This is a genomic window from Saliphagus infecundisoli (assembly GCF_020177375.1).
Lineage (GTDB): Archaea > Halobacteriota > Halobacteria > Halobacteriales > Natrialbaceae > Saliphagus > Saliphagus infecundisoli.
The window spans coordinates 388,351-409,161 of record NZ_JAIWHV010000002.1 but is presented as its reverse complement, the minus strand read 5'-3'; the positions used below and the strand labels follow the sequence as shown (position 1 = coordinate 409,161).

The following is a 20,811-nucleotide window of genomic DNA, read 5'->3' as shown; positions in this document are numbered from 1 at the left end:
GCCGTCCTCGAGCGACCCCCCTATCGGGATATCTCCCCGCTCTCGTCGGCGATGACCGCCTCGACCTCCTCGCGGGTGACCAGGGCGATGTCCCCCGGAATCGTCCGCTTGAGCGCGGCGGTCGCGGCGCCGTACTCGAGAGCGGTCGGAACGTCGTCGCCGGCGAGCCGGCGGGCGAGGAAGGCGCCGGTGAAGGCGTCGCCGGTGCCGATCGGGTCCACGGTATCGGTCTCGTAGGCGTCGTGGTCGTGGACGACGCTGTCGTGCCAGGCCAGCGCGCCCCGCGCGCCGCGGGTGACGACGACCGTGTCGAACTCGTAGGCCGAGCCCAGCTTGTGGGCGATCTGGCGGGGGTCACCCTCGTAGCCGAGCACCTCCCGGGCGTCCCGGGTGGCGATCACGAGGAGGTCGATCCCGCCGAACAGCGCGGTCAGCGTCTCCTCGGCCTCCGCCTCCGACCAGAGCTTCCCCCGGTAGTTGAAGTCGAAGGCCGTCGCCGTCCCCGCGCGCTTTGCGGCCTGGAGCAGTTTGCCGGTCGTCTCCCGGAGCGTCGGCGAGAGCGCGGGCGTGATCCCCGTCGTGAAGAAACAGTCCGCCTCGCCGATCAGGTCGTGGTCGAACTCCTCGGCACGGGCGGTCGTCACCGCCGCGTCCGCCCGGTCGTAGACGACGTTCGTCCCGCGGGGCTTGCCGGCGTGCTCGAGGTAGTAGGTGCCCTGGCGGCCCTCCCCGAGGATCACGTCGGTCCCGATCCCGTACTGATTGAGTTCGCCGACGACCCGCCGTCCCAGCGGCGAGTCGGGCAGTTTCGAGGTCCAGGTCGCCTCGGCGCCCAGCCGGGAGGCGGCGACGGCGACGTTGCTCTCGGCGCCCGCCGCACGCACCTCGAACTCGTCGGTGGACTCGATGCGCTCGTTGTCCGGCGGCGAGAGCCGGAGCATCGTCTCGCCGAAGGTGACGAGGTCGGTCATCGGTCCCGCCTCGTGGCCTCCCGTCCGATCCCGTCGGCCCGCCGGATCGGGTCGCGGTCGTTCATACGGGATCGGACGACCGGGCGTGCTATAAGTCGTCCCCTCGCGGTCGGTCCCCAGGCTTATCGTCCGTCCCCGAGACCACCGCGCCGCCGGCGTCGATCGAGACCGAGACATCGTACCCGAGATCCGCGAGCAGTCCGGCGGCCGATTCGAGGTGGTCGGTGACCGCCGGCGTCCGGTAGCGCCCGCCGGCGAGCGCGAGGGTGGGGAGGAGCTGATCGGCCAGGCGGGGGTCGACCGCCGGCGGTCCGTCCTCGGCGTCGCGCTCGAGAAAGCGGTTCGCCCCGTCGGCGGCCGCCTCGCCGACGCGCTCGGCGAGCTTCCCGGGTTCGCCCAGCGCGGTAAAGCCCGCCCGCGGGAGCCCGCCGTCGGCGAGCACGACCACGATCGCCGACCCCGGTCCCGGGCTCTCCGCGGTCGTCTCGACGCGCTCGTCGATCGCCCGGTCCAGCCGTTCCGTCGCTGCTCTGGCCTGGCGTTTCGCGACGTCGCTGTCGGCGAGGGCGGCGGCCTCCGTCGAGTGGATCCGAACCGAGTCGATGCCTCCCGGGTTCGCGCCGTCGGTCGCGCTCCCGTCGAGGGCGATCGGCTCGAGCGCGGAGGGAAACAGGTGGAGGGTCACCCGGCCGCCTCCTGCAGGGTAGAACCCCCGGCGATCGACCTCGACGGTCGCCGCGAGCCCGAACGCCCGGAGCAGCGGCAGTTTCACGTGCCGCTGGTAGTCCATCGGCGGCGACCACGCGACGTCGGTGCCGCCGGTCGCGGTCACGGAGAGGGGTTCTTCGAGAGCGACCGCCAGCGGGAGGAGGGCGTCGAACAGCAGTGTCAGGCTCCCGGCGGTCCCGATCTCGACCGCATACTCCCCGCCCGAGACGGGGCCGGGATCGAACGCGACCGTCCCCGCGCCGAGTTCCGCCCCCTCGCGGTCGGCGCCCGTGATCGCCGACAGCGTCTCGAGGACGGCGAGGTGTTGGGCCTTCAGTCCGGGGTCGTCGCGTCCGCCCCGGACCTGTTCGATCCGAACGGGCTCGCCCTCGAGGGCGGCGACGGCGAGGGCAGTCCGGAGGAACTGGCCGCCGCCGCCCGATCCGTCGAGTTCCCGCACGGTCAGGCGTGGCCCGGGTAGTCCCGTTCGAATCGCTCACCGATCTCGTCGCCGTCGATCGAGATGATCACCGGCCGGCCGTGCGGGCAGGCGTAGGGGTTGGTGCAGTCGTCGAGCGCCGAGAGGAGATCAACGACGGAGCCCTCCCGCAGCGAGGTGTTGCCTTTGATCGCGGGATGGCAGGCGAGATCCGCGAGGAAGTCGTCCGCGAGGGCGTCTACGGTTTCGGCGCCCGCCTCACGGTCGCCGGCGACGACCGAGTCGAGGACGTCCCGGAGCCCCTCGGGCGCCATGACCTCCCCGACGACGGCGGGGACGGTCGTCACCGACACGGTGTGGTCGCCGGTTCGGTCCGCGTGAAAACCCAGCCGCGAGAGCGCCTCCCGGTAGCCCGAAAACGCTTCGGCTTCGGCGGCGGTCACCTCGAGTTCCACGGGCGAGGCGAGGGTCTGTGCGGCCGGGTCGTCCGCGAACTCCTCCCGGAGGCGCTCGTAGTGGACCCGCTCGTCTGCGGCGTGCTGGTCGATCAGGACGAGCCCGTCCTCGCCCTCACAGACGAGATAGGTGTCCTCGAGCTGGCCGAGCACCCGCAGCGAGGGCAGGGAATCGAACTCCCGGTCCGTGCTCGCGGCCTCTCCGCCGAGAGTCCGCTGTTCGCCGGCTTCGAACGCTCGCGCCGGCGAGGGGCCCGGGTCGCTCGAAGCGTCGGCGGGTTCGCTTCCGGACGGCGCCGGCGGGGCGTCTTCGTCGGGCGGCGCCGACGTTCGGTCCGGCGGTGATCGAGTGCTGACAGGGTCCTGGGGGGCTTCGCCAGCGTCGGTTTCGTCCGCGCTGGCGGCATCAGTCGCGGCGGCGGTCGCGGCGTCGCCTGCCGAATCCGTCCCGGAATCGCGCGCTCGGTGGCCCTTGCGGGCTGTACCGGCGCGGGCGGACTCGGCGACCTCGGCATCATCCGCCCCCTCCGTCTGCGCCGATCCGGGTTCCCGGTCGGAATCCGGCCGACTGCTCGATGGGGAGACGCTCGTTTGCTCGGGAGCGGACCGACCACGGGGGGCGGTCGAGCGCAGCAAGCCGTGGTCGAGCAGCGCCGCCTCGACGGCCGAGTCGACGCTCCGGCGGACGGCGTCGTCGTCGTCGAAGCGGACCTCGCGCTTGCGGGGGTGGACGTTGACGTCCACCGCGTCGCCGGGCACCGACAGAAAGAGGACGACGAACGGGTAGCGATCGCCGAGTTGACCCTCGTAGGCGCCCATGATCCCCTCGCGGATCGCAGGGGAGGTGACCGCGCGGCCGTTGACGTACGTCGCGAGGTACTCCCGCGAGGAGCGGTTGGTCTCGGGGTGAGAGACGAGTCCGGAAACCGACTCGAGGGGGCCTGCGGGAAGCTCTTCTCCCTCGCTCTCGACGGGGATCATCGCGCTCGCGACCTCGCGACCGTACACCGACAGCACCGCCGCCTGGAGGTCGCCCTGGCCGGTCGTCGAAAAGACTTCGCGGCCGTCGTGGGTCAGAGAGACGGCGACGTCGGGGTTCGCGAGCGCGTAGCGGGTGACCACGCGGTTGACGTGGGCGAACTCCGTCGCGGTCGCCTTCAGGAACTTCCGGCGGGCTGGCGTGTTAAAAAAGAGGTCCTCGACGGTCACCGCAGTGCCCTCGGGACAGCCCGTCGGCTCGACGGAGCGGACCTCGCCGCCCTCGGAGACGAGTTCGGTGCCCGCACCCTCCGTGCCCCGCGCTTTCGTCTCGATCCGGAGCCGGGAGACGGAGCCGATCGTGTGTAAGGCCTCGCCCCGAAACCCGAGTGTCGAAACCCCCGAATCGAGGTCGGTGACGTCGCCGATCTTGCTGGTCGTGTGCTCGCGGACGGCCGCGCGGACGTCGGCTTCGGTCATCCCGCGGCCGTCGTCGGAGACCCGGATCGACTCGGTCCCCCCTTCCGAGACCGCGACCGAGAGACGCGAGGCGCCGGCGTCGAGAGCGTTCTCGACGAGCTCTTTCACCGCGCTCGCGGGCCGCTCGACGACCTCGCCGGCGGCGATCCGGGCGACGGTGTCGTCGTCGAGCCGGCGGATCTCGGTCCCCGCCTCGTCCGCCGTCCCCTCTCCGGACTCCGCCTCCCCTCCGGGCTCCGTCTCGTCGCTCATCTGATCGGCGGGGCTACGGCCTCCCGCCACAAGTGTCCCCCGGTGGCGCGGGCCGGTGATCTCCCGGGACCGGCGTTGCCCTCCGCTCCCGACGGACGATCGGAACCGGGCGGGGTCGGTTCCCCCTACCCGACCGTCACCGCGACCTCGTTTCGACGCATGAACGGCGGCGTCCACGGGTCGTTGTACTGCAACAGGGCCGGCTCCCCCCGAACCTCGAGACCGCGCTCGGCGACGGCCGCGACCAGCACCCGGCGCCGCGCCTCGACGCGCCGGTCGGTCGCGAGCCAGGAGAACCGACGGACGGCGACCGTCCGCGGCGGCTCGACGACGAGCCGAACGTCCGGATCCGTCGGAACCGGGGCCGACGTCTTCGAGTACGACGGCGGAAGGTAGAACGCCATCGTGACCGGCCCGTCGCCCCGGTCGGCGGTTCGGACGGGTGCCGTCATCGCCACCGACTCGCCCTCTCCCCTGCCCGTTCGCACCGGCGCGGTCATCGCAACTTCATCGCTCGCGGCGTTCTCGCCGTCGATGTACCGGAACAGACGCCGAAACGCGTCGGTTCCGTCGTCGTCCGTCGTCTCGACCAGTACGGTTTCGGGGTAACGCCGGAGTTCGAATCCGTCGCCCGACTCGAGGACGTCGTAGGGAACGCGTTCGGTCGTCCTGGCGCTGTAGACGCCCCAGCCGATCCAGCCGACGAGGAAGGTCCCGGCGGTGGCGGCGACGACGGTGGCGAGACGGGATCGCATGGCCCGGCTACGCCGCCGGCGACCAAAAACCCATAACCCCCACTCGGGAGTAGTGTCGGTACCACGCCATCCCGACCATCCATCGGCTGCACGCGAGGAGTACGGCCAGCAGGAGTCGGAGCATACACGCCCAACAGCAGTCCTCCATCCGGCCGTAATAACAGCCCACCCGATACCGCGGGACGTGCAGCCGGCCCCGGTCGTCCCTCTCTAACATGAGTATGGTTCACACTGGCCGGCAATAAGGGATTCTGTGGACCGACCTCCGCGAGACGCACTCGGAGCGGTTCCCCGATTCCAGAGACGGGTGGGGCGGATCCGGCCGCCACGCCACACGCCGTCGCTGCCTACCGGTCCTCGAGGGTCCGCTGCCACTCGCTGACCTTCGAGAGCAGTTCGACCGGCGCCGTCTCCGCTACGTCGATCCCCTCGAGGTCCTCGAGCACCCGTTTCGCGTCGGGATCGAGACCCTTCGTGGACTCGCCGCCGTCGGACGACTCCGGCGAGGATCGCGACTCAGCGGGTCGCTCGCCGCCGTCGGCGTTCGCGGGGCCACGAAAGCTCCCGCTGCCGACGTCGAAGACGGTCTGGACCGGCTCGTCGTCTCCCCCGCCCCTGGCCTCGATCGCCTTCTCATCGCGCAGGCGGTCGAGGACCTCCCGGGAGCGCGAGACGACCGGACCGGGCACCCCCGCGAGGTCGGCGACATGGATGCCGTAGGATCGGTCCGTGGGACCCTCGCGGATCGTCCGGAGGAAGGTGACCTCGCCCTCTCGCTCCTCGGCGGCGACGTGGACGTTGCCGACCCGCGGGAGGTGGTCGGCCAGCCCCGTCAGTTCGTGGTAGTGGGTCGCAAAGAGCGTCTTCGCGCCGACCTCGTTGTGCAGATACTCGGTCGCGGCCCACGCGATCGAGATCCCGTCGTAGGTCGCCGTCCCGCGGCCGACCTCGTCCAGGATCACCAGCGAGTCCTCGGTCGCCGAATGGAGGATGTTCGAGAGTTCGCTCATCTCGACCATGAACGTCGAGCGCCCGCCCGCGAGTTCGTCGAGCGCCCCGACCCGGGTGAAGATGCCGTCGACGAGCCCGATCTCGGCCTCGCGGGCGGGGACGAAGCTGCCGATCTGGGCCAGGAGGACGATGCAGGCGACCTGGCGCATGTACGTCGACTTCCCGGACATGTTCGGCCCGGTGACGATCAGGAAGCGCCGGTCGTCGTCTAAGGCGACGTCGTTGGGCACGAACTCGGTGGTGCCCTCGACGACCGGATGCCTACCTGCCTGGATCGACAGGCCCTCGCCGGCGTGCAGGTCGGGCCGGATCCAGCGGTTCTCGGCGGCGTGGGTCGCGAGCCCGGCGAGAACGTCCACCTCCGCCAGGGTTCGGCCGACGTCCTGGAGGAGTTCGGCGCGTTCGCCCACCCGGTCGCGCAGTTCGGCGAAGAGGTCGTACTCGAGCTCCCCCCGCTGCTCTTCCAATCCGAGCAGTTCCCGCTCTTTCTCCTCTAGCTCGTCGGTCGTGAACCGCTTCGAGTTCTTCAGCGTCTTGATCTCGTCGTACTCCTCGGGAACGCCGTCGGCCGCCGACTTCCCGACCTGGACGTAGTAGCCGTCGGTCGTGTTGCGGTCGACGGTCACGTGCGAAAGGCCGTGGCGGCGCTTCTCGCGCTCGGCTAACCCGTCGAACCACGCCTGGACCGCCTCGTGTCGCTCGATCACCTCGTCCAGGTCGGGGTCGTATCCCCGCCGGAGGAGTTCGCCCTGGGTCACCGTCGAGGGCGGGTCCTCGGCGATGGCTTCCTCGAGTTCCCGGCACAACGCGCCGGCGGCCTCTCGGTCGGGTTCCTCGAGGCGGTCTGGGAGGGGCGAGTCGGCGAGATCGGGGGTCGACGAAACGACGTCGGCGACCGCGGGGAGGACGGCGAGGGTCTCCCGAACGGCCACCAGATCCCGGGCGTCGGCGCTACCGTGGGTCGCCCGCGAGGCCAGCCGCTCCAGGTCGTAGGCCTCGCCCAGTCGGTCGCGGAGCTCCTCGCGGGCCATCGCCGCCGTCGAGAGCCCCTCGACGCAGGCGAGACGCTCCTCCAACAGCGCAGGCGACCGGCGGGGACGACAGAGCCACTCCTTTAACAACCGGCCGCCCGCGCTCGTCTCGGTGTGGTCGATCGTCGAAAACAGCGAGCCCTCGCTCTCTCCGTGCATCGTCTCGGTGAGTTCGAGGTTTCGCTGGGTGGTCGCGTCGAGGGTGACGTGGTCGTCGCCGTGGTGGGCACCGATCCGGGTCATCGACGCCAGCACGCCCGCGCCGGTTTCCTCGACGTACGCGAGGACCGCGCCGGCGGCCGCGATCGCTTCCCGGGAGACGTCGAGGCGATCGACCGTCTCCCGGCCGAACTGCTCACCGACGGCGTGGGCGGCGCGTTTGGGCGCGAACGCCTCCGTTTCGTGGGGGGTGAGCGTCCCGTCCAGCTCCGAGAGGAGGTCGTCGTCGGTCCTGACCTCGGGGCCGGGGAGGATCTCGACCGGCGAGAACCGGTAGAGTTCGGTGAGGGCTTCTCCCCGATCCTCGGCGTCGGCGACGAGAAACCGGCCGGTGGTGACGTCGGCGAAGGCGAGGCCGTACCCCTCGCCGGCGACGACCGCCGCGAGGTACTGGGCGTCGGCGTCGCTCGTCTCGAGGAGGGTCCCCGGCGTCACCACGCGGACGACCTCGCGGGCGTGGCCGCCGTCGTCGGTGTCGTACTGGTCCGCGACCGCGACGCGGTAGCCGCGTTCGACCAGCGCCTTCAGATACGGCGTGAGGTCGTCGACGGGGACGCCCGCCATCGGGTACGACGAGCCGTGGGAGGACTTCTGGGAGACCTTCAAGTCGAGTTCCTCGGCGACGAGTTCGGCGTCCTCGGCGAAGAACTCGTAGAAGTCCCCACACTGCATCGCGAGCAGGTCGGCGTCGGCCTCCTCCCGGAGAGAGAGGAACTCCCCGACGATCCCCGTCGCCTCTGGCATACCCGAAGGCACTCGGCCCACCGCTAAAGACCTGCGGATTCAGTAGAGCGATCCCCCGAGCGGGACGTCCTCGTCGGGCGTCACGAGCACCGGGTGGCCCTCCTCGTCGGGGACGCCAAGGGTCAGTGCCTCCGACTCGAATCCCGCGATCGGAACGGTGCCCAGGTCGGTCGCACAGATCACCTGCCGACCCGGCAGTGCTTCGGGATCGTGACGGTACCCCAACTGGGCGGCCGACTGGACGGTTTCCTCGCCGAGATCGATCCACAGCTTCACCATCTCCGGCTTGTCGGTCTCGGGGAACGCCTCCGCGCGCTCGACCCGACCGACGCGAACCGTCGTCTCGAACGGACTCTCGACCATGGCGCCACCAGACCGCGGCGAGTCAAAAAGCCCTTGGCCACGGCTTCCCCCCGGAACTTCCGCCCACAACTAACCATTTTGGATTTCATAAATCTTTTTCTATAATTCGATGGTCCCCGATCCGCCCGTCAGCCCCTTTCGATTCGATCAGGACACGAGCGGATCGCGTCGTGTGCGTCAAAATCCCGTTCTTCGCTCTCTTTCCCAGCTTCCCAGCGTCGATCCAGAAGCATCGTCACGACCGGTCGAGAGGGACGGTCTCGAGTATCAGTTCAAAACTACGATTTCGAACGTCACACTTCCTCGAACAGTCTCGCCCGTCTCGATCGTGGACTCCTCGTCGAGGACCGGCTGGCGGTCCAGCCAGTCGTCGGCGTTGGTCCCCGACAGCGAGCGCTCGAGGACGAGCAGGTCGACCGACTCCGAGCGGACCTGGGCGCGGACGTGGTGGTCGCCCGAAGAAAGGAGGGGTCGTCAGTGACTCGGCTGGACGTACTGGTCGTAGTCGACGTCGGTCTCCCCGGTTTTCGTCTTTACCGCCTCGGTCGTCTCCGCGTCGAAGAGGTAGAGGTCCTCCTCGTCGAACCCGAACGTGACCGTCTTGCCCGCCTCGGGATGGATCACGCTCTCGATCCGGGCGGTGATGTCGATATCTCCCATCACCGCATAGAGAAAGTTCTCGTTGCCCATCTCCTCGACGACCGTCACCTCGCTTGGCATGCCCCCGTCGGGATCGAGTTCCAGATCCTCCGGACGAACCCCGACGCGGATCCGATCGTGGCCCTCGACCAGCGAGGGGTCCTCCATCTCGTAGGCAAAGCCCCCCGGGCCGCGGAGGGTCGCGCCGTCGACGTCTGCCGTAAGGAGATTGATGCTCGGGCTGCCGATGAAGCCCGCGACGAACTCGTTTTCCGGCGCCCGATAGACCTCGCTTGCGGTGCCGACCTGCTGGAGTTCCCCGTCGTTCATCACCGCGATCCGGTCGCCCATCGCCATCGCTTCGGTCTGGTCGTGAGTGACGTACGCCGTCGTCACGCCGAGTTCGGTCTGGAGCTCCTGGAGTTCGGTGCGCATCGTCGAGCGGAGTTTCGCGTCCAGGTTCGACAGCGGCTCGTCCATCAGGAACAGCTGGGGATCCCGGATGATCGCCCGGCCGAGGGCGACCCGCTGTTGTTGGCCCCCCGAGAGCTCCCGCGGTTTCTGGTCGAGCAGCGTCTCGATACCGAGCATGGAGGCGATCGCCTCGACCTCGTCGTCGATCTCGTCGGTCGACTTCTTCGTCGAGAGCCGCAGCGGGAACCCGATGTTCTTTCGCACGGTCATGTGGGGGTACAGCGCGTAGTTCTGGAACACCATCGCCACGTCCCGATCCCTGGCGCGCCGGTCGGTCACGTCCTCGCCGTCGAACTCGATCGTTCCTTCGGTGACGTCTTCGAGCCCCGCGATACATCGCAGGGTCGTCGTCTTCCCACAGCCCGAGGGGCCGACGAACACGAGGAACTCCCCGTCCTGGATCGTCAGGTCGAAGTCCTCGACCGCGACGATCCGCTCGTTTCCGTCACCGAACTCCTTTCGCAGGTTCGTGATGTCGATTGTTGCCATGGTGAGTACCTTACTGTTTGACGGATCCCGAGAGGATCCCCTTGATGAAGTACTGTTGCATCGTGAGGAACACGATGAAGATGGGCGTCACCGCCAGCGACGTCGCGACCATGATCTGGTCGAAGTAGACCCGCTGTTGGCCGACGAGGTCGGCCAGCGCGAGCGGAATCGTGTACATCTGTGGGTCCTGGAGGATCACCAGCGGGTAGAGAAACGCCTGCCACTGATTGAGAAAGAGGATGATCGCGAGCGCCGCCAGCGAGGGCAGCATCGTCGGCAGCGCGATCTTATAATACAACTGGAACTCCGTCGCGCCATCCATGCGTGCGGACTCGAGCAAGGAGTCGGGGATCGCCTTCATGTTCTGGCGCATCAGGAAGATCCCCAGCGGGTTCGCTGCCCACGGCAGGATTACCGCCAGATACGAGTTCGTCCAGCCGATCTGGACCATCAGCAAGAACAGCGGGATGATCAGCAACTGGATCGGCAAGACGAGCGTCGCCAGGATGAAGTAAAACAGCGGCTCCTTGAACCGGAACTCGTACTTGGCGAACGCAAAGCCCGCCATCGAACAGAGTACGAGCGACAGCGCGGTGTAGGACACGGCGATGATGACGCTGTTGCCCATGCTCCTGAGGAAGTTGACGTTCTCCTGGAGCGCCTCGAAGTTCGCGAGCCACTGCGTGCCGGGGATCAGCCGCGGGGGCCACGTGAAGAACTCCGACTGGGGGATCGTCGCCGCGACGATCATCCAGTAGAGGGGAATCATCACGAGGACGGTGATCGTCAACAGGAAGATGTAGGCACCGAACTTCCAGAGGCCCTCCTTTTTGGTATCCGATCGCATTACGAGTCACCACCGCCGTACTGTATCTGAATGATTGACATGATGCTCACGATTACGACGAGGAGAACCGACACCGCGCTGGCGTAGCCGAGGTTGAGTTGGAGGAACGCCTGGTTGTAGATGTACTGGACGACGGTGATCGTCGCGTTCGAGGGGCCACCGCCCGTGATGACGTACGGCTCGGCGAAGATCTGGAAGGTGCCGATCGTCGAGGAGACGACGACGAACAGCAGGACGGGACGGATCTGTGGAAGGGTGACGAACCGGAACTTCTCCCACCGGGAGGCGCCGTCGATCTCGGCGGCCTCGTACAGCTGCTGGGGCACGGTCTGGAGGCCCGCCAGCAGGATGATCATGTTGTAGCCGAGCCAGCGCCACGTGACGGCGATCACGAGCGTGATCCGCGCCCAGAAACCGTCGCCGAGCCACGGGATCGCCGTCAGCCCGACGCTCTCGAGGACGTAGTTGATCAGCCCGACCTCGCCGTTGAACAACAACAGGAAGATCGTCGAGTACGCGACGAGCCCCGTCGCAACCGGGAGGGCGATCAGCGTCCGGAACAGGCCCTTCGCTCGGATGAATTTCGCGTCGAGGACGAGCGCGGTCGCCAGTCCCAGGATCACCATCAACGGCACCTGGACGACGAAGATGAACGTCGTATTGAGCAGCGACCGGTGGAACAGCGAGTCCCTGAAGATCAGGCGTTCGTAGTGCGAAAGACCGACGAACTCGAGGTTCGCGATCCGCGGGAGCGACACCTCCATCGGCCCCATCGTCACCGTCAACAGGACCTCGTTGGAGACGCCGACGTAGTCGAAAAAGGAGAGATACAGCGTGTACGCCGTCGGGAACAGCAGGAAGACCCCGAAGAGGATGAAAAACGGCGAGATGTAGGCGTAGGGAAGGCCGGGAATCTCCGGGACGATCCGAGAGACGTCCTGGCGGGTGTAGCGGACGCCGTCGGACACCTGCTTGTAGGCAGCCGACGACCGGATACGAGACTGGATGGCAGCGAGGACCATCGGGCTATGGCCCCCAATCTGCTCGGTCGTCCGACGCCTTCCCGGGGGTCGCTCGCGGCCGGACTGGGGGGGCGTCGGGGTCGGTTCCGTCCGGGCGGCGGTTCCGGACGCTCGCTCGAACGCCCGCTGCGCCCGGTCGAATCGACGGGCGTGGCGGACGTCCATGTGCGGACGTGGGTCGTTCGCTCATGCGCTGTGGGATCATGAAACTCGACGGTACGTGAAAGCCTCGATTACTCCGAGGCCAGATCGCGATCGGTCCGGTCTGCGACGGTCTCGGCGGCGTCGGTGACGGCTTCCTCGGGCGATTTGTTCCCGTCGAGCATGTTCCCGAGTTCGGTCTCGATGGCATCCTGGACCTCCGGGGTGTCGGTAGTGTAGCGGTAGGGTTCGATCTCCTCGGCGACGTCCGCGAACAGCCGGAACACCGGCTGGCCGCCGTAGAAGTCGAGTTCCTCGTCGTAGATGTCGGCGTCGTACGCCGACGTCAGCGACGGGAAGAGCCCGTAGTCCTCGAGCATCGTGTTCTGGACCTCGGGGGTCGACATCGCCCACATGCAGTAGTCGGCCGCGCGGTTGATCGCCGCCTCGTCCTCGATCTGGGACGGGATCGCCATGTTCGAGCCACCGCGGTTCGACGCGCGGGTGCCTCCCTCCTCGAACGCGGGGAGTTTGTAGACGCCCCAGTTGCCCTCCGTATCCGGCAGTTCGGCCCGGAGGGTTCCGTCCATCCACGCCGCGGTCGCGACCGAGGCGAGCGTCCCCTCGGAAAACGCGGTGAACCAGCCGCCCGACCACGTCTCGATCCGCGTCGTGATCCCGGCGTCGCTCATGTCCTGGATGAGCTGTGCCACCTGGACGCTCTCCTCGCTGTTGACGCTGACGGCGCCCTCTTCGGTGAACGCCTGGCCGCCCAGTTGACGGAGCAGCATGCGCCACAGGCTCGACATGTCCTGGGGCGGGAGGTTGATCATCGAGACGTCGTCGGGAAGCTGCCCTCCGGCCTCGATGAAGTCGTCCCAGGTCTCGATCGAGTCGACGTCGATGCCGGCCTCCTCGTACCGGTCGCGCTTGTAGAAGACGCCGGTCGGGCCGATGTCCCACGGGATCGCGTAGTCGGCACCGTCGTAGTTGACCGTCTGCCACTTGCCCTCGACGATGTCCTCTCGGATCCCCGCCTCGTCGATCCGGTCGGTGAGGTCCATGAGGCCGTCGATGCTCGCGTAGTTGGTCACGTCGTAGTTCTGGACGACCGAGAAGTCGGGCGCGCCCTCGCCGCTCGTGATCGCGGTCTGGAAACGCTGTTCCCACGCGTCGCCCCCGAGTTCCTCGACCTCGACGGAGGTGCCGTTCTCCTCGTTGTAGGTCTCGGCGGCGTCCTGGAGCGACTGGGCCGCGATGTTCCAGCCCCACCCCTGGGAGGAGTCCGCCATCTCTCCGCCGGAGCCGCCGCTCGTGCTTTCGTTTCCGCTCTCGTTGCCGTTTCCGCTGCTGTTGCCGTTGCCGTTTCCGCCAGTTCCGTTTCCGCCATTACCGTTACCACCATTTCCGTTCCCGTTACCCCCGTTTCCGTTTCCACCGTTGCCGTTTCCGCCGTCGCCCCCGAAGCTGACACAGCCGGCGAGGCCGGCGGCGCCGGCGATACCGAGCGACCGCAGTAGCTGTCGACGGCGCGCACTAGGACCAGTAGACCCTGACATGGATGTTCACTCCCACATTGGATCTTGGGTATATTAACATTTGGATTCGTGCGTTCACACCACACGGACGGGAAAGCCCACGGAGCCCTTCCGTTCCTCCGGAGGCGCTCGTGGAGGAGACCGGTCGAGTTCGCAGGGCCGTCGCGGGAGGTCGTCGCCCCGGGTTGCAGGCGTCCGAAAGAGTAAACATCGCGGGCTCGTCCCATCCGGCATGGACGACTGGATCGATCCGGAGACGGTCGGCCGAAACCGACTCGAACCGCACGCCGACGTCCTCCCTTACCCTGACCGCGGGACGGCCCTGGCCAGCGAGCGGGCCGACTCGCCCTGGATCACCTCCCTGAACGGGACCTGGAAGTTCGATCTCGCGCCCACGCCATCCGAGGCGCCCGAGGGAGCTGCCGACCCCGACTTCGATACGGAGGGCTGGGACGACATCGAGGTACCCCTGAACTGGCAACTCGCCGGCTACGGCACGCCCCACTACACGAACGTCGTCTACCCGTTCCCGGTCGATCCGCCGCGGGTCCCGACCGAGAACCCGACGGCCACCTACCGGCGGACGTTCCGGGTCGACGGAGAGTGGGACGGTCGGCAGGTCCGGCTTCGCTTTGCGGGCGTCGACTCGGCGTTTCACCTCTCGGTGAACGGGCAGCGGGTCGGCTACAGCGAGGGCGCGCGCCTCCCCGCGGAGTTCGACGTCACCGACCACGTCGAACCGGGCGAAAACACGGTCGCCGTCCGGGTCTACAAGTGGTCGAACGGGAGCTACCTCGAGGACCAGGACATGTGGTGGCTCAGCGGGATCTTCCGGGACGTCTACGCCTACGCCCTCCCCGAGAGCCACGTCTCGGACGTCGACGTCCGCGCGGAACTCGACGACGAGTACGAGGACGGTCGGTTCCGGGCGACCGTCGACGTGACCAACGCGGGCGGCGCCGCGACCGAGACGGCCGTGGAGGCGACGCTGCTGGACCCGGAGGGGGAAACGGTGGCGGAGTTCGAGCGGAGCGTGGACGTCGCTCCAGGGGAGACCGCGTCGGCGACGGTCGAGACGACCGTCGAGGAGCCGGAGCAGTGGACCGCCGAGACCCCGGCGCTGTACGCGCTCGTCCTCTCGGTTCCCGGCGGGACGGTCGTCGCCGAGACCCTCGGTTTCCGCGAGGTCGAGATCGCAGACGGCCACCTGCTTGTCAACGGCGAGGCCGTGACGATCCGGGGAGTGAACCGCCACGACTTCGACCCCGACCGCGGGCGCCACGTCCCCCTCGAACGGATGCGCGAGGACGTCGAGCTGATGAAGCGTCACAACGTCAACGCCGTCCGGACCGCCCACTACCCCAACGACACCCGGTTTTACGATCTCTGTGACGAGTACGGCCTCTACGTCGTCGACGAGACCGACCTCGAGTGTCACGGAATGGAGTTCGCCCCCGAAACCGCCCACCCGAGCGACGATCCCGAGTGGGAGAACGCCTACGTCGACCGGATGGTCCGGATGGTCGAACGCGACAAGAACCACCCGAGCGTGATCCTCTGGTCGCTCGGCAACGAGTCCGACTTCGGCTCGAACCACGTCGCGATGGCCGAGGAAACGCGAGAACGAGACCCGACGCGCCCCATCCACTACGAACCCGACGAAGACCAGGAGGTCTCGGACGTCGTCGGCCCGATGTACCCGCCCTGGGAACAGCTCGAGGCGTGGGCGAGCGAGGCCGAATACGACCATCCGGTGATCCTCTGTGAGTACGCCCATGCGATGGGCAACGGCCCCGGAAACCTCGCGGAGTACTGGGAACTGTTCGAGGCGAACGACCGCCTCCAGGGGGGGTTCGTCTGGGACTGGATCGACCAGGGGATTCGGGCCGTCGAGACCGACGAGGGGGCGGTCGTCACCCGCGCGGCCGACCCCTCGGGCGCGGACGGCCCGGAGTTCTTCGCCTACGGCGGGGACTTCGGCGACGAACCGAACGACAGAAACTTCAACATCAACGGGCTCGTCCTCCCCGACCGCGAGCCCTCCCCCGGGCTGGTCGAGCACAAGAAGGTCGTCGAGCCGGTCGCCCTCTCGGCGGGCCCCGAGGCGGGCGAGTTGACCGTCGAGAACCGCTACGACTTCCGCTCGCTTTCGGACCTCCGGGCGACCTGGCGTCTCGAGGCCGACGGCCGGGCCGTCGAGAGCGGCTCCCTGGAGCTCCCCGACCCGGACCCGGGCGAGTGCGCCGCCGTCGAGCTCCCGGTCGATCCCGACGCGCTCTCCGAGGACGCCGAACGCCTGCTGACGGTCGAGGTCGAACTCGGCGAGTGGACTCGCTTTGCCCCCGCCGGCCACACCGTCGCGACCGGCCAGTTCGAACTGGGCGGCTCCCCCGGATCGCCGCCGTCCGCGGAGTCGGCGCCGCTCTCGTGTGACCGGACCGACGACGGCATCGTCGTCTCGAACGCCCACGTCGAGGTCGCGTTCGACGAGACTCGGGGAATCATCGACTCGCTGACCTACCGGGGCCGGGAGCTGCTCGCCTCGGGGCCCGAACTCGGCCTCTGGCGGGCGCCGACGGACAACGACGGGGGCCTCCCGCTCTCGCGGACGTTCCTCTCGCGGATGTCCGAGATCGCCCGCGACGAGGGTCGCCTCTCGGAGACCGAGGTCCGAACGGTGGGGTTCGCACAGCTCTGGCGCGAGTACGGCATGGACGAACTCGGCTTCCGGGCCGACGACGTCGAGTACGCCACCCGGGACGACGAGGTGGCGGTCACGGTCGAGGGACGGCTCGCGCCGCCGATCTTCGACCACGGGTTCGCCGTCGAACAGGTGTACACCGTCTCGGCGGACGGGAGCGTCGGGATCGACACGCGACTCGAACCGGAGGGCGATCTCTCGGGGCTCCCCTCGCTTCCGCGGGTCGGCCTCGACCTCGTCCTTCCGGGAGAGTTCGACCGGGTTGCCTGGTACGGGCGCGGCCCCGGCGAGTCCTACGCCGACAGCAAGCAGGCGGCGCTCGTCGGCCGCTACGAGCACCGGGTCGAGGAGCTACACACGCCCTACGTCCGCCCCCAGGAGAACGGCAATCGGACGGACGTCCGGTGGGCGACGGTCACCGACGACGGCGGCGTCGGGCTCTCGGTCTCGGGGGACGACCTCCTGAATCTCGCGGCTCATCGCTACACGACCGCCGACCTCGAGGCCGCGGCCCACCCCCACGAGGTTCCCCGCCGAGACGAGGTGTCGCTCTCGATCGATCACGCCCACTGCGGGCTCGGGACGGGAAGCTGTGGCCCGGCGACGCTCGAGTCCTACCGCGTTCTCCCGGAATCGATCGAGTTCGGCGTCGAACTCCGGCCGTTCGCGCGGGACTGACCGCTCACCACTCGGCGACGCTGCCGTCCTCGTGGCGCCAGACGGGGTTGTGCCAGTCGACGGTCTTCTCTGCTTGCTCGCGGACGTACGCCTCGTTGACGTCGATCCCGAGGCCGGGTCCGTCGGGAATCTGGACGAACCCGTCCTCGTAGTCGAACACGGAGGGGTCCGCGAGGTAGTCGAGGACGTCACTGGTCTCGTTGTAGTGGATGTTCAAACTCTGTTCCTGGATGAGCGCGTTCGGCGAGCAGGCGTCGACCTGGAGACACGAGGCCAGCGCGATCGGCCCCAGCGGGCAGTGGGGCGCGACGGCGACGTCGTAGGCTTCGGCCATCGCGGCGATCTTCTTGACTTCAGTGATGCCACCAGCATGAGAGAGATCCGGTTGGATGACGTCGACGCTGCCGTCCTCGAAGACCTCCTTGAAGTCCCAGCGGGAGTACATCCGCTCGCCGGTCGCGATCGGGGTCGTCGTGTGGGCCGCGATCGTCCCCAGCGCGTCGTTGTGCTCGGGGAGGACCGGTTCCTCGACAAACATCGGCTCGTAGGGTTCCAGAGCCGCCGCAAGGCGCTTGGCCATCGGTTTCGTGACCCGGCCGTGGAAGTCGACGCCGACGTCGACGTCGGGACCGACGGCCTCGCGGACCTCGGCGAGGCGGTCGACGGCGGCCGCGACGCTGGCGGGATCGTCCACCCGCTGGAGTTCGGAGGTCGCGTTCATCTTGAGCGCGGTGAAGCCGCTCTCGACCTTCTGGCGGGCCTCGTCGGCCACCTCGCTGGGCCGATCACCGCCGATCCACTGGTAGACCCGAATCCGGTCTCTGGCCTTCCCGCCGAGCAACTCGTGGATCGGCGCGCCGAAGCGCTTGCCCTTGATGTCCCACAGCGCCTGGTCGATGCCGGCGATGGCGCTCATCAGGACCGGCCCGCCCCGGTAGAACCCGCCGCGATACATCGTCTGCCAGTGGTCCTCGATGTCGGCGGGGTCCTCCCCGAGGAGGTAGCTCTCGAGGAGTTCCTCGACGGCCGCTCGCACGGTGTGGGCCCGGCCCTCGACGATCGGTTCGCCCCAGCCGACGACCCCGTCGGCGGTCTCGAGGCGGAGCACCAGCCACCTTGGCGGGACCTCGAACAGTTCGTAGTCGGCGATCCGGCTCGATCCGGTCGTCTCGGCGTTGCCCGAACTCATGACCCGACCGACGGACCGATCCGGCATAAACGCGACGCCTCCCGCCGTCCGGCGATCGGCCGTACACGTCCTGTCTTCGCCCGTCCGCGAACCACTTCCGTTCACGGTATGAGAACGCTTTTGCTCGCCGGGGCCCACCGCCCATACATGAGCGACACGGGACGCGGCGTGAAGACGACCGAAACCAGCTTCCGGATCGTCGAGGCGATCCGCGACGAGCCCGGTCTCGGGATCAGTGCCCTCGGGCGGGAGGTCGGCCTCTCGAAAGGTGCGGTCTCCAAACACGTGCACACGCTCACCGACCTCGGCTACCTCGTCCGCGAGGGCGACGGCTACTACCTGAGCAACCGGTTTCTCTCCCTGGGGATCCAGGCCAGAGAGCGATTCCCGATCGAACACGTCCGCCCGGTCGTCTCCGACCTGGCCGAGACCACCGGCCACGTCGCGAACTTCATCGCCCGCGAGGACGACAGGGGCATCTACGCGCTCCGGATCAGACCCGACGGGAGCGAGGATGGAGACATCGCGGAGGGCGACGTCGCCCCGCTACACGCGACCGCGGGCGGGAAGGCCATCCTCGCACATCTTCCGGCCGACGAGAAACGCGCCCTGCTCGCAGACTCGAGCCTGCCGGCCTATACCGAAAAGACGCTCACCGACCGGGCCGACCTCGAGCGCGAACTCCGCTCGGTCCGCGACCGGCGGGTCGCCTTCGACCGCGAGGAGTACCGGAAGGGCCACCAGTGTGTCGCCTCCCCGATCATCGGGAGCGAGGGGACGGCGATCGGCGCGATCAGCGTCACGGGCAGCGACTACCACATGTCGGGCAAGCGCCTGGAGGAGGACGCCGTGGGGCTGGTGACCAGCGCCGCGAAGTCCGTCGAGAACGCCCTCCTCTCGCGGTAGGCGTTCACGATGAGTGAACGCCTGGGCGGCACCCACTCCTGGTGCGGGAGCTCGCCGGCCGAGACTGACACCCATACGCGTGTAATACCCAGAGGTCGGGACCGGTGGTGATGTCGTCGCCATCGCCGCCCGTCCGGACGACCCCCTGGAGGACTGCGCCCTAGTGAAAGAAATATTATTGCTCGTCGAACACGCCTATCCTAATATATTAACCGAGTCCATGGCGCCGAGGAACCGAGACGTCGTGAGGGAACACCAACCACGAACGGTGGTGATCGTCGAACGGTCGATAGAGGGGCTCGGTCCAACGGTCCGGGAGGTCCCGGGGAGTTTCCCGAAACAAATCGACAAGCTGCCCGCCCCCTCTATCCGTGTTCGTACCCTTCCGGCGTTCGTCCGTTCCGGTGGAGCGCAGAAGACGGGGCGAGACAACGCCCCACGACCCCCCAACGCTGGTCTCGGTTCCCACGTTTCGACGTTTTCCCCGCCCTATATGGCTGTTTTCATATATAGATCGGATTCTTATGTTTCTTCGGCTGGAGGAGAGTTCGCCGGCCCTCGCTACCGCTCGGAGGGGTCGGCGACGGCCCGCCGGAGCTCCCCGGCATCGGCGGCGAACAGGACCGTCCGTTCGGCCCCGGCCACCGCGACCGGGGATCGGTCGCCAGGGAGGTCGAACGGCCCCTCCGAGGGGTCGGTATCGCTCTCTACAACCGGCCGGGCGGGAGCCGCGCGTCTCCCGCCGACGATGGCCACAAAGCGGAGGTCGGGCCGTTCCTCCCGGGCAGCGAGCAGCGCGTTCGCGGCGTCGGTCTCGAGGCCGAACCGGGGTCGGGCGCCGTCCGCGACGGCGACGTCGTCGACGTTCGCGGCGTACGGCGTCGCGCCGGCGACCGCGACGCGCTCGCCGTCCGGCTCGGCCAGTGCACCGACCGCCTCCGCGACGTCGGCTCTCGCGGCCGCGTTCCGGAGTTCGAGTGCGTGGTTGACCGCGCCCGGCCCCCCTCCGACGTCATAGTGAAAGCGGACGGCCCGCGAGAGGGCGGCGACGGCCGCCTCGACGGCCGCCCGGAGGTCGTCGCCGGCCGCCAGCCGGGCGGCGATCGCCGCCGAGAGCGCACAGCCCGAGCCGTGGGTCGCGTCCGTGTCGATCCGGGGATGCTCCATGGTTCGTGCGCCCTCGCCGTCGACGAGGACGTCCGAGATTCGCTCCCCGGGAAGGTGGCCGCCGGTGACGAGAGCGGCCTCCGCGCCGAGGTCGCGGAGGTCCTCGCCGGCCGCACGCGCGTCCGCCGGACTCGTGATCGTTCGACCGGTGAGAACCTCGGCCTCGTCGGCGTTCGGCGTGACGAGCGCCGCCTCGGCGATCAACTCCTCGTAGGCGCGTTCGGCCGCGGGCTCGAGCAGCCGGTCGCCGGAGCTCGCGACCATCACGGGGTCGACGACGAGCGGGAACCCGAACTCTCCCGCTCGCTCGGCGACCGACTCGACGATCTCGGCCGTCGCGAGCATCCCCGTCTTCGCGCCGGTGATCGCGAAGTCGTCGCGGACGGCCGAAAGCTGGGCGGCGACCTCCTCGGCGGGCAACGGAAACGAGCCCTCGACGCCGCGGGTGTGTTGGGCGGTGATCGCTGTGACGACGGAGGTGCCGTAGGCGCCCTGACCCGCTATCGCGGCGAGGTCGGCCTGGATCCCCGCGCCGCCGCCGGAGTCGCTGCCGGCGATCGTGAGCGCGACCGGTCGGGAGTCGGGATGGGGTGGGAGCATGGCCGCCCTAATCT

14 protein-coding genes are annotated in these 20,811 nt (G+C 68.5%); 2 read left to right on the top strand and 12 right to left on the bottom strand.

Annotated elements, in window-relative coordinates:
* Positions 1–20: 20 nt before the first annotated feature.
* The 10 genes from kdgK1 to LCF40_RS06760 all read right to left on the bottom strand — a co-directional run bounded on the left by kdgK1 (position 21) and on the right by LCF40_RS06760 (position 13,577).
* Entirely contained in the window at positions 21–971 is a 951-nt protein-coding gene (gene kdgK1 / locus LCF40_RS06805; protein ID WP_224827866.1) for a bifunctional 2-dehydro-3-deoxygluconokinase/2-dehydro-3-deoxygalactonokinase, read from the bottom strand.
* 88 nt (positions 972–1,059) lie between these two features.
* On the bottom strand, positions 1,060–2,145 hold the full coding sequence (gene rtcA, locus LCF40_RS06800) for an RNA 3'-terminal phosphate cyclase (RefSeq protein ID WP_263623600.1): 1,086 nt from the start codon (positions 2,143–2,145) through the stop codon (positions 1,060–1,062).
* On the bottom strand, positions 2,142–4,283 hold the full coding sequence (gene mutL, locus LCF40_RS06795) for a DNA mismatch repair endonuclease MutL (protein WP_224827864.1): 2,142 nt from the start codon (positions 4,281–4,283) through the stop codon (positions 2,142–2,144). Before mutL ends, rtcA begins: the two co-directional genes overlap by 4 nt.
* 125 nt (positions 4,284–4,408) lie before the next feature.
* Entirely contained in the window at positions 4,409–5,038 is a 630-nt protein-coding gene (locus LCF40_RS06790) for an SOUL family heme-binding protein (RefSeq protein WP_224827863.1), read from the bottom strand.
* A 347-nt stretch (positions 5,039–5,385) separates the two neighbouring features.
* Entirely contained in the window at positions 5,386–8,043 is a 2,658-nt protein-coding gene (gene mutS, locus LCF40_RS06785) for a DNA mismatch repair protein MutS (RefSeq protein WP_224827862.1), read from the bottom strand.
* A gap of 39 nt (positions 8,044–8,082) precedes the next feature.
* Positions 8,083–8,406, bottom strand: a complete 324-nt coding sequence (locus LCF40_RS06780) for a tRNA-binding protein (protein ID WP_224827861.1) — start codon at positions 8,404–8,406, stop codon at positions 8,083–8,085.
* Between the two features lie 474 nt (positions 8,407–8,880).
* Complete coding sequence (locus LCF40_RS06775; protein WP_224827860.1) at positions 8,881–10,008, bottom strand: ABC transporter ATP-binding protein; 1,128 nt, start codon at positions 10,006–10,008, stop codon at positions 8,881–8,883.
* Positions 10,009–10,018: 10 nt separating this feature from the next.
* Positions 10,019–10,855: a carbohydrate ABC transporter permease gene (locus tag LCF40_RS06770; protein ID WP_114576911.1), complete on the bottom strand. Its 837-nt coding sequence runs from the start codon at positions 10,853–10,855 to the stop codon at positions 10,019–10,021.
* A complete protein-coding gene (locus tag LCF40_RS06765) occupies positions 10,855–12,042 on the bottom strand; it encodes a carbohydrate ABC transporter permease (RefSeq protein ID WP_224827859.1) in 1,188 nt (395 codons plus the stop codon). The genes LCF40_RS06770 and LCF40_RS06765 overlap by 1 nt, the downstream gene beginning before the upstream one ends.
* 68 nt (positions 12,043–12,110) lie before the next feature.
* Positions 12,111–13,577: an ABC transporter substrate-binding protein gene (locus tag LCF40_RS06760; protein ID WP_224827858.1), complete on the bottom strand. Its 1,467-nt coding sequence runs from the start codon at positions 13,575–13,577 to the stop codon at positions 12,111–12,113.
* Positions 13,578–13,788: 211 nt separating this feature from the next.
* On the opposite strand from LCF40_RS06760, the gene LCF40_RS06755 reads away from it, so the two are divergent.
* The gene (locus LCF40_RS06755; RefSeq protein WP_224827857.1) at positions 13,789–16,935 is read left to right on the top strand and encodes a glycoside hydrolase family 2 TIM barrel-domain containing protein; all 3,147 of its coding nucleotides are present in this window, start codon (positions 13,789–13,791) and stop codon (positions 16,933–16,935) included.
* Between the two features lie 4 nt (positions 16,936–16,939).
* Here the strand turns inward: LCF40_RS06755 and dgoD are convergent, their stop codons facing one another.
* The gene (gene dgoD, locus LCF40_RS06750) at positions 16,940–18,124 is read right to left on the bottom strand and encodes a galactonate dehydratase (RefSeq protein WP_224827856.1); all 1,185 of its coding nucleotides are present in this window, start codon (positions 18,122–18,124) and stop codon (positions 16,940–16,942) included.
* A gap of 147 nt (positions 18,125–18,271) precedes the next feature.
* On the opposite strand from dgoD, the gene LCF40_RS06745 reads away from it, so the two are divergent.
* The gene (locus tag LCF40_RS06745; RefSeq protein WP_224827855.1) at positions 18,272–19,030 is read left to right on the top strand and encodes an IclR family transcriptional regulator; all 759 of its coding nucleotides are present in this window, start codon (positions 18,272–18,274) and stop codon (positions 19,028–19,030) included.
* A 561-nt stretch (positions 19,031–19,591) separates the two neighbouring features.
* On the opposite strand, the gene thiD is transcribed toward LCF40_RS06745, so the two are convergent.
* Positions 19,592–20,797: a bifunctional hydroxymethylpyrimidine kinase/phosphomethylpyrimidine kinase gene (gene thiD, locus LCF40_RS06740; RefSeq protein WP_224827854.1), complete on the bottom strand. Its 1,206-nt coding sequence runs from the start codon at positions 20,795–20,797 to the stop codon at positions 19,592–19,594.
* Between the last annotated feature and the right edge of the window lie 14 nt (positions 20,798–20,811).

What these genes read in the sequence shown, in the direction of transcription:
- kdgK1 (WP_224827866.1), bottom strand. Translation starts at nt 971, where the DNA reads ATGACCGACCTCGTCACCTTCGGCGAGACGATGCTCCGGCTCTCGCCG.
- mutL (WP_224827864.1), bottom strand. Translation starts at nt 4,283, where the DNA reads ATGAGCGACGAGACGGAGCCCGGAGGGGAGGCGGAGTCCGGAGAGGGG.
- LCF40_RS06790 (WP_224827863.1), bottom strand. Translation starts at nt 5,038, where the DNA reads ATGCGATCCCGTCTCGCCACCGTCGTCGCCGCCACCGCCGGGACCTTC.
- mutS (WP_224827862.1), bottom strand. Translation starts at nt 8,043, where the DNA reads ATGCCAGAGGCGACGGGGATCGTCGGGGAGTTCCTCTCTCTCCGGGAG.
- LCF40_RS06780 (WP_224827861.1), bottom strand. Translation starts at nt 8,406, where the DNA reads ATGGTCGAGAGTCCGTTCGAGACGACGGTTCGCGTCGGTCGGGTCGAG.
- LCF40_RS06775 (WP_224827860.1), bottom strand. Translation starts at nt 10,008, where the DNA reads ATGGCAACAATCGACATCACGAACCTGCGAAAGGAGTTCGGTGACGGA.
- LCF40_RS06770 (WP_114576911.1), bottom strand. Translation starts at nt 10,855, where the DNA reads ATGCGATCGGATACCAAAAAGGAGGGCCTCTGGAAGTTCGGTGCCTAC.
- LCF40_RS06765 (WP_224827859.1), bottom strand. Translation starts at nt 12,042, where the DNA reads ATGGACGTCCGCCACGCCCGTCGATTCGACCGGGCGCAGCGGGCGTTC.
- LCF40_RS06760 (WP_224827858.1), bottom strand. Translation starts at nt 13,577, where the DNA reads ATGTCAGGGTCTACTGGTCCTAGTGCGCGCCGTCGACAGCTACTGCGG.
- LCF40_RS06755 (WP_224827857.1), top strand. Translation starts at nt 13,789, where the DNA reads ATGGACGACTGGATCGATCCGGAGACGGTCGGCCGAAACCGACTCGAA.
- dgoD (WP_224827856.1), bottom strand. Translation starts at nt 18,124, where the DNA reads ATGAGTTCGGGCAACGCCGAGACGACCGGATCGAGCCGGATCGCCGAC.
- LCF40_RS06745 (WP_224827855.1), top strand. Translation starts at nt 18,272, where the DNA reads ATGAGCGACACGGGACGCGGCGTGAAGACGACCGAAACCAGCTTCCGG.
- thiD (WP_224827854.1), bottom strand. Translation starts at nt 20,797, where the DNA reads ATGCTCCCACCCCATCCCGACTCCCGACCGGTCGCGCTCACGATCGCC.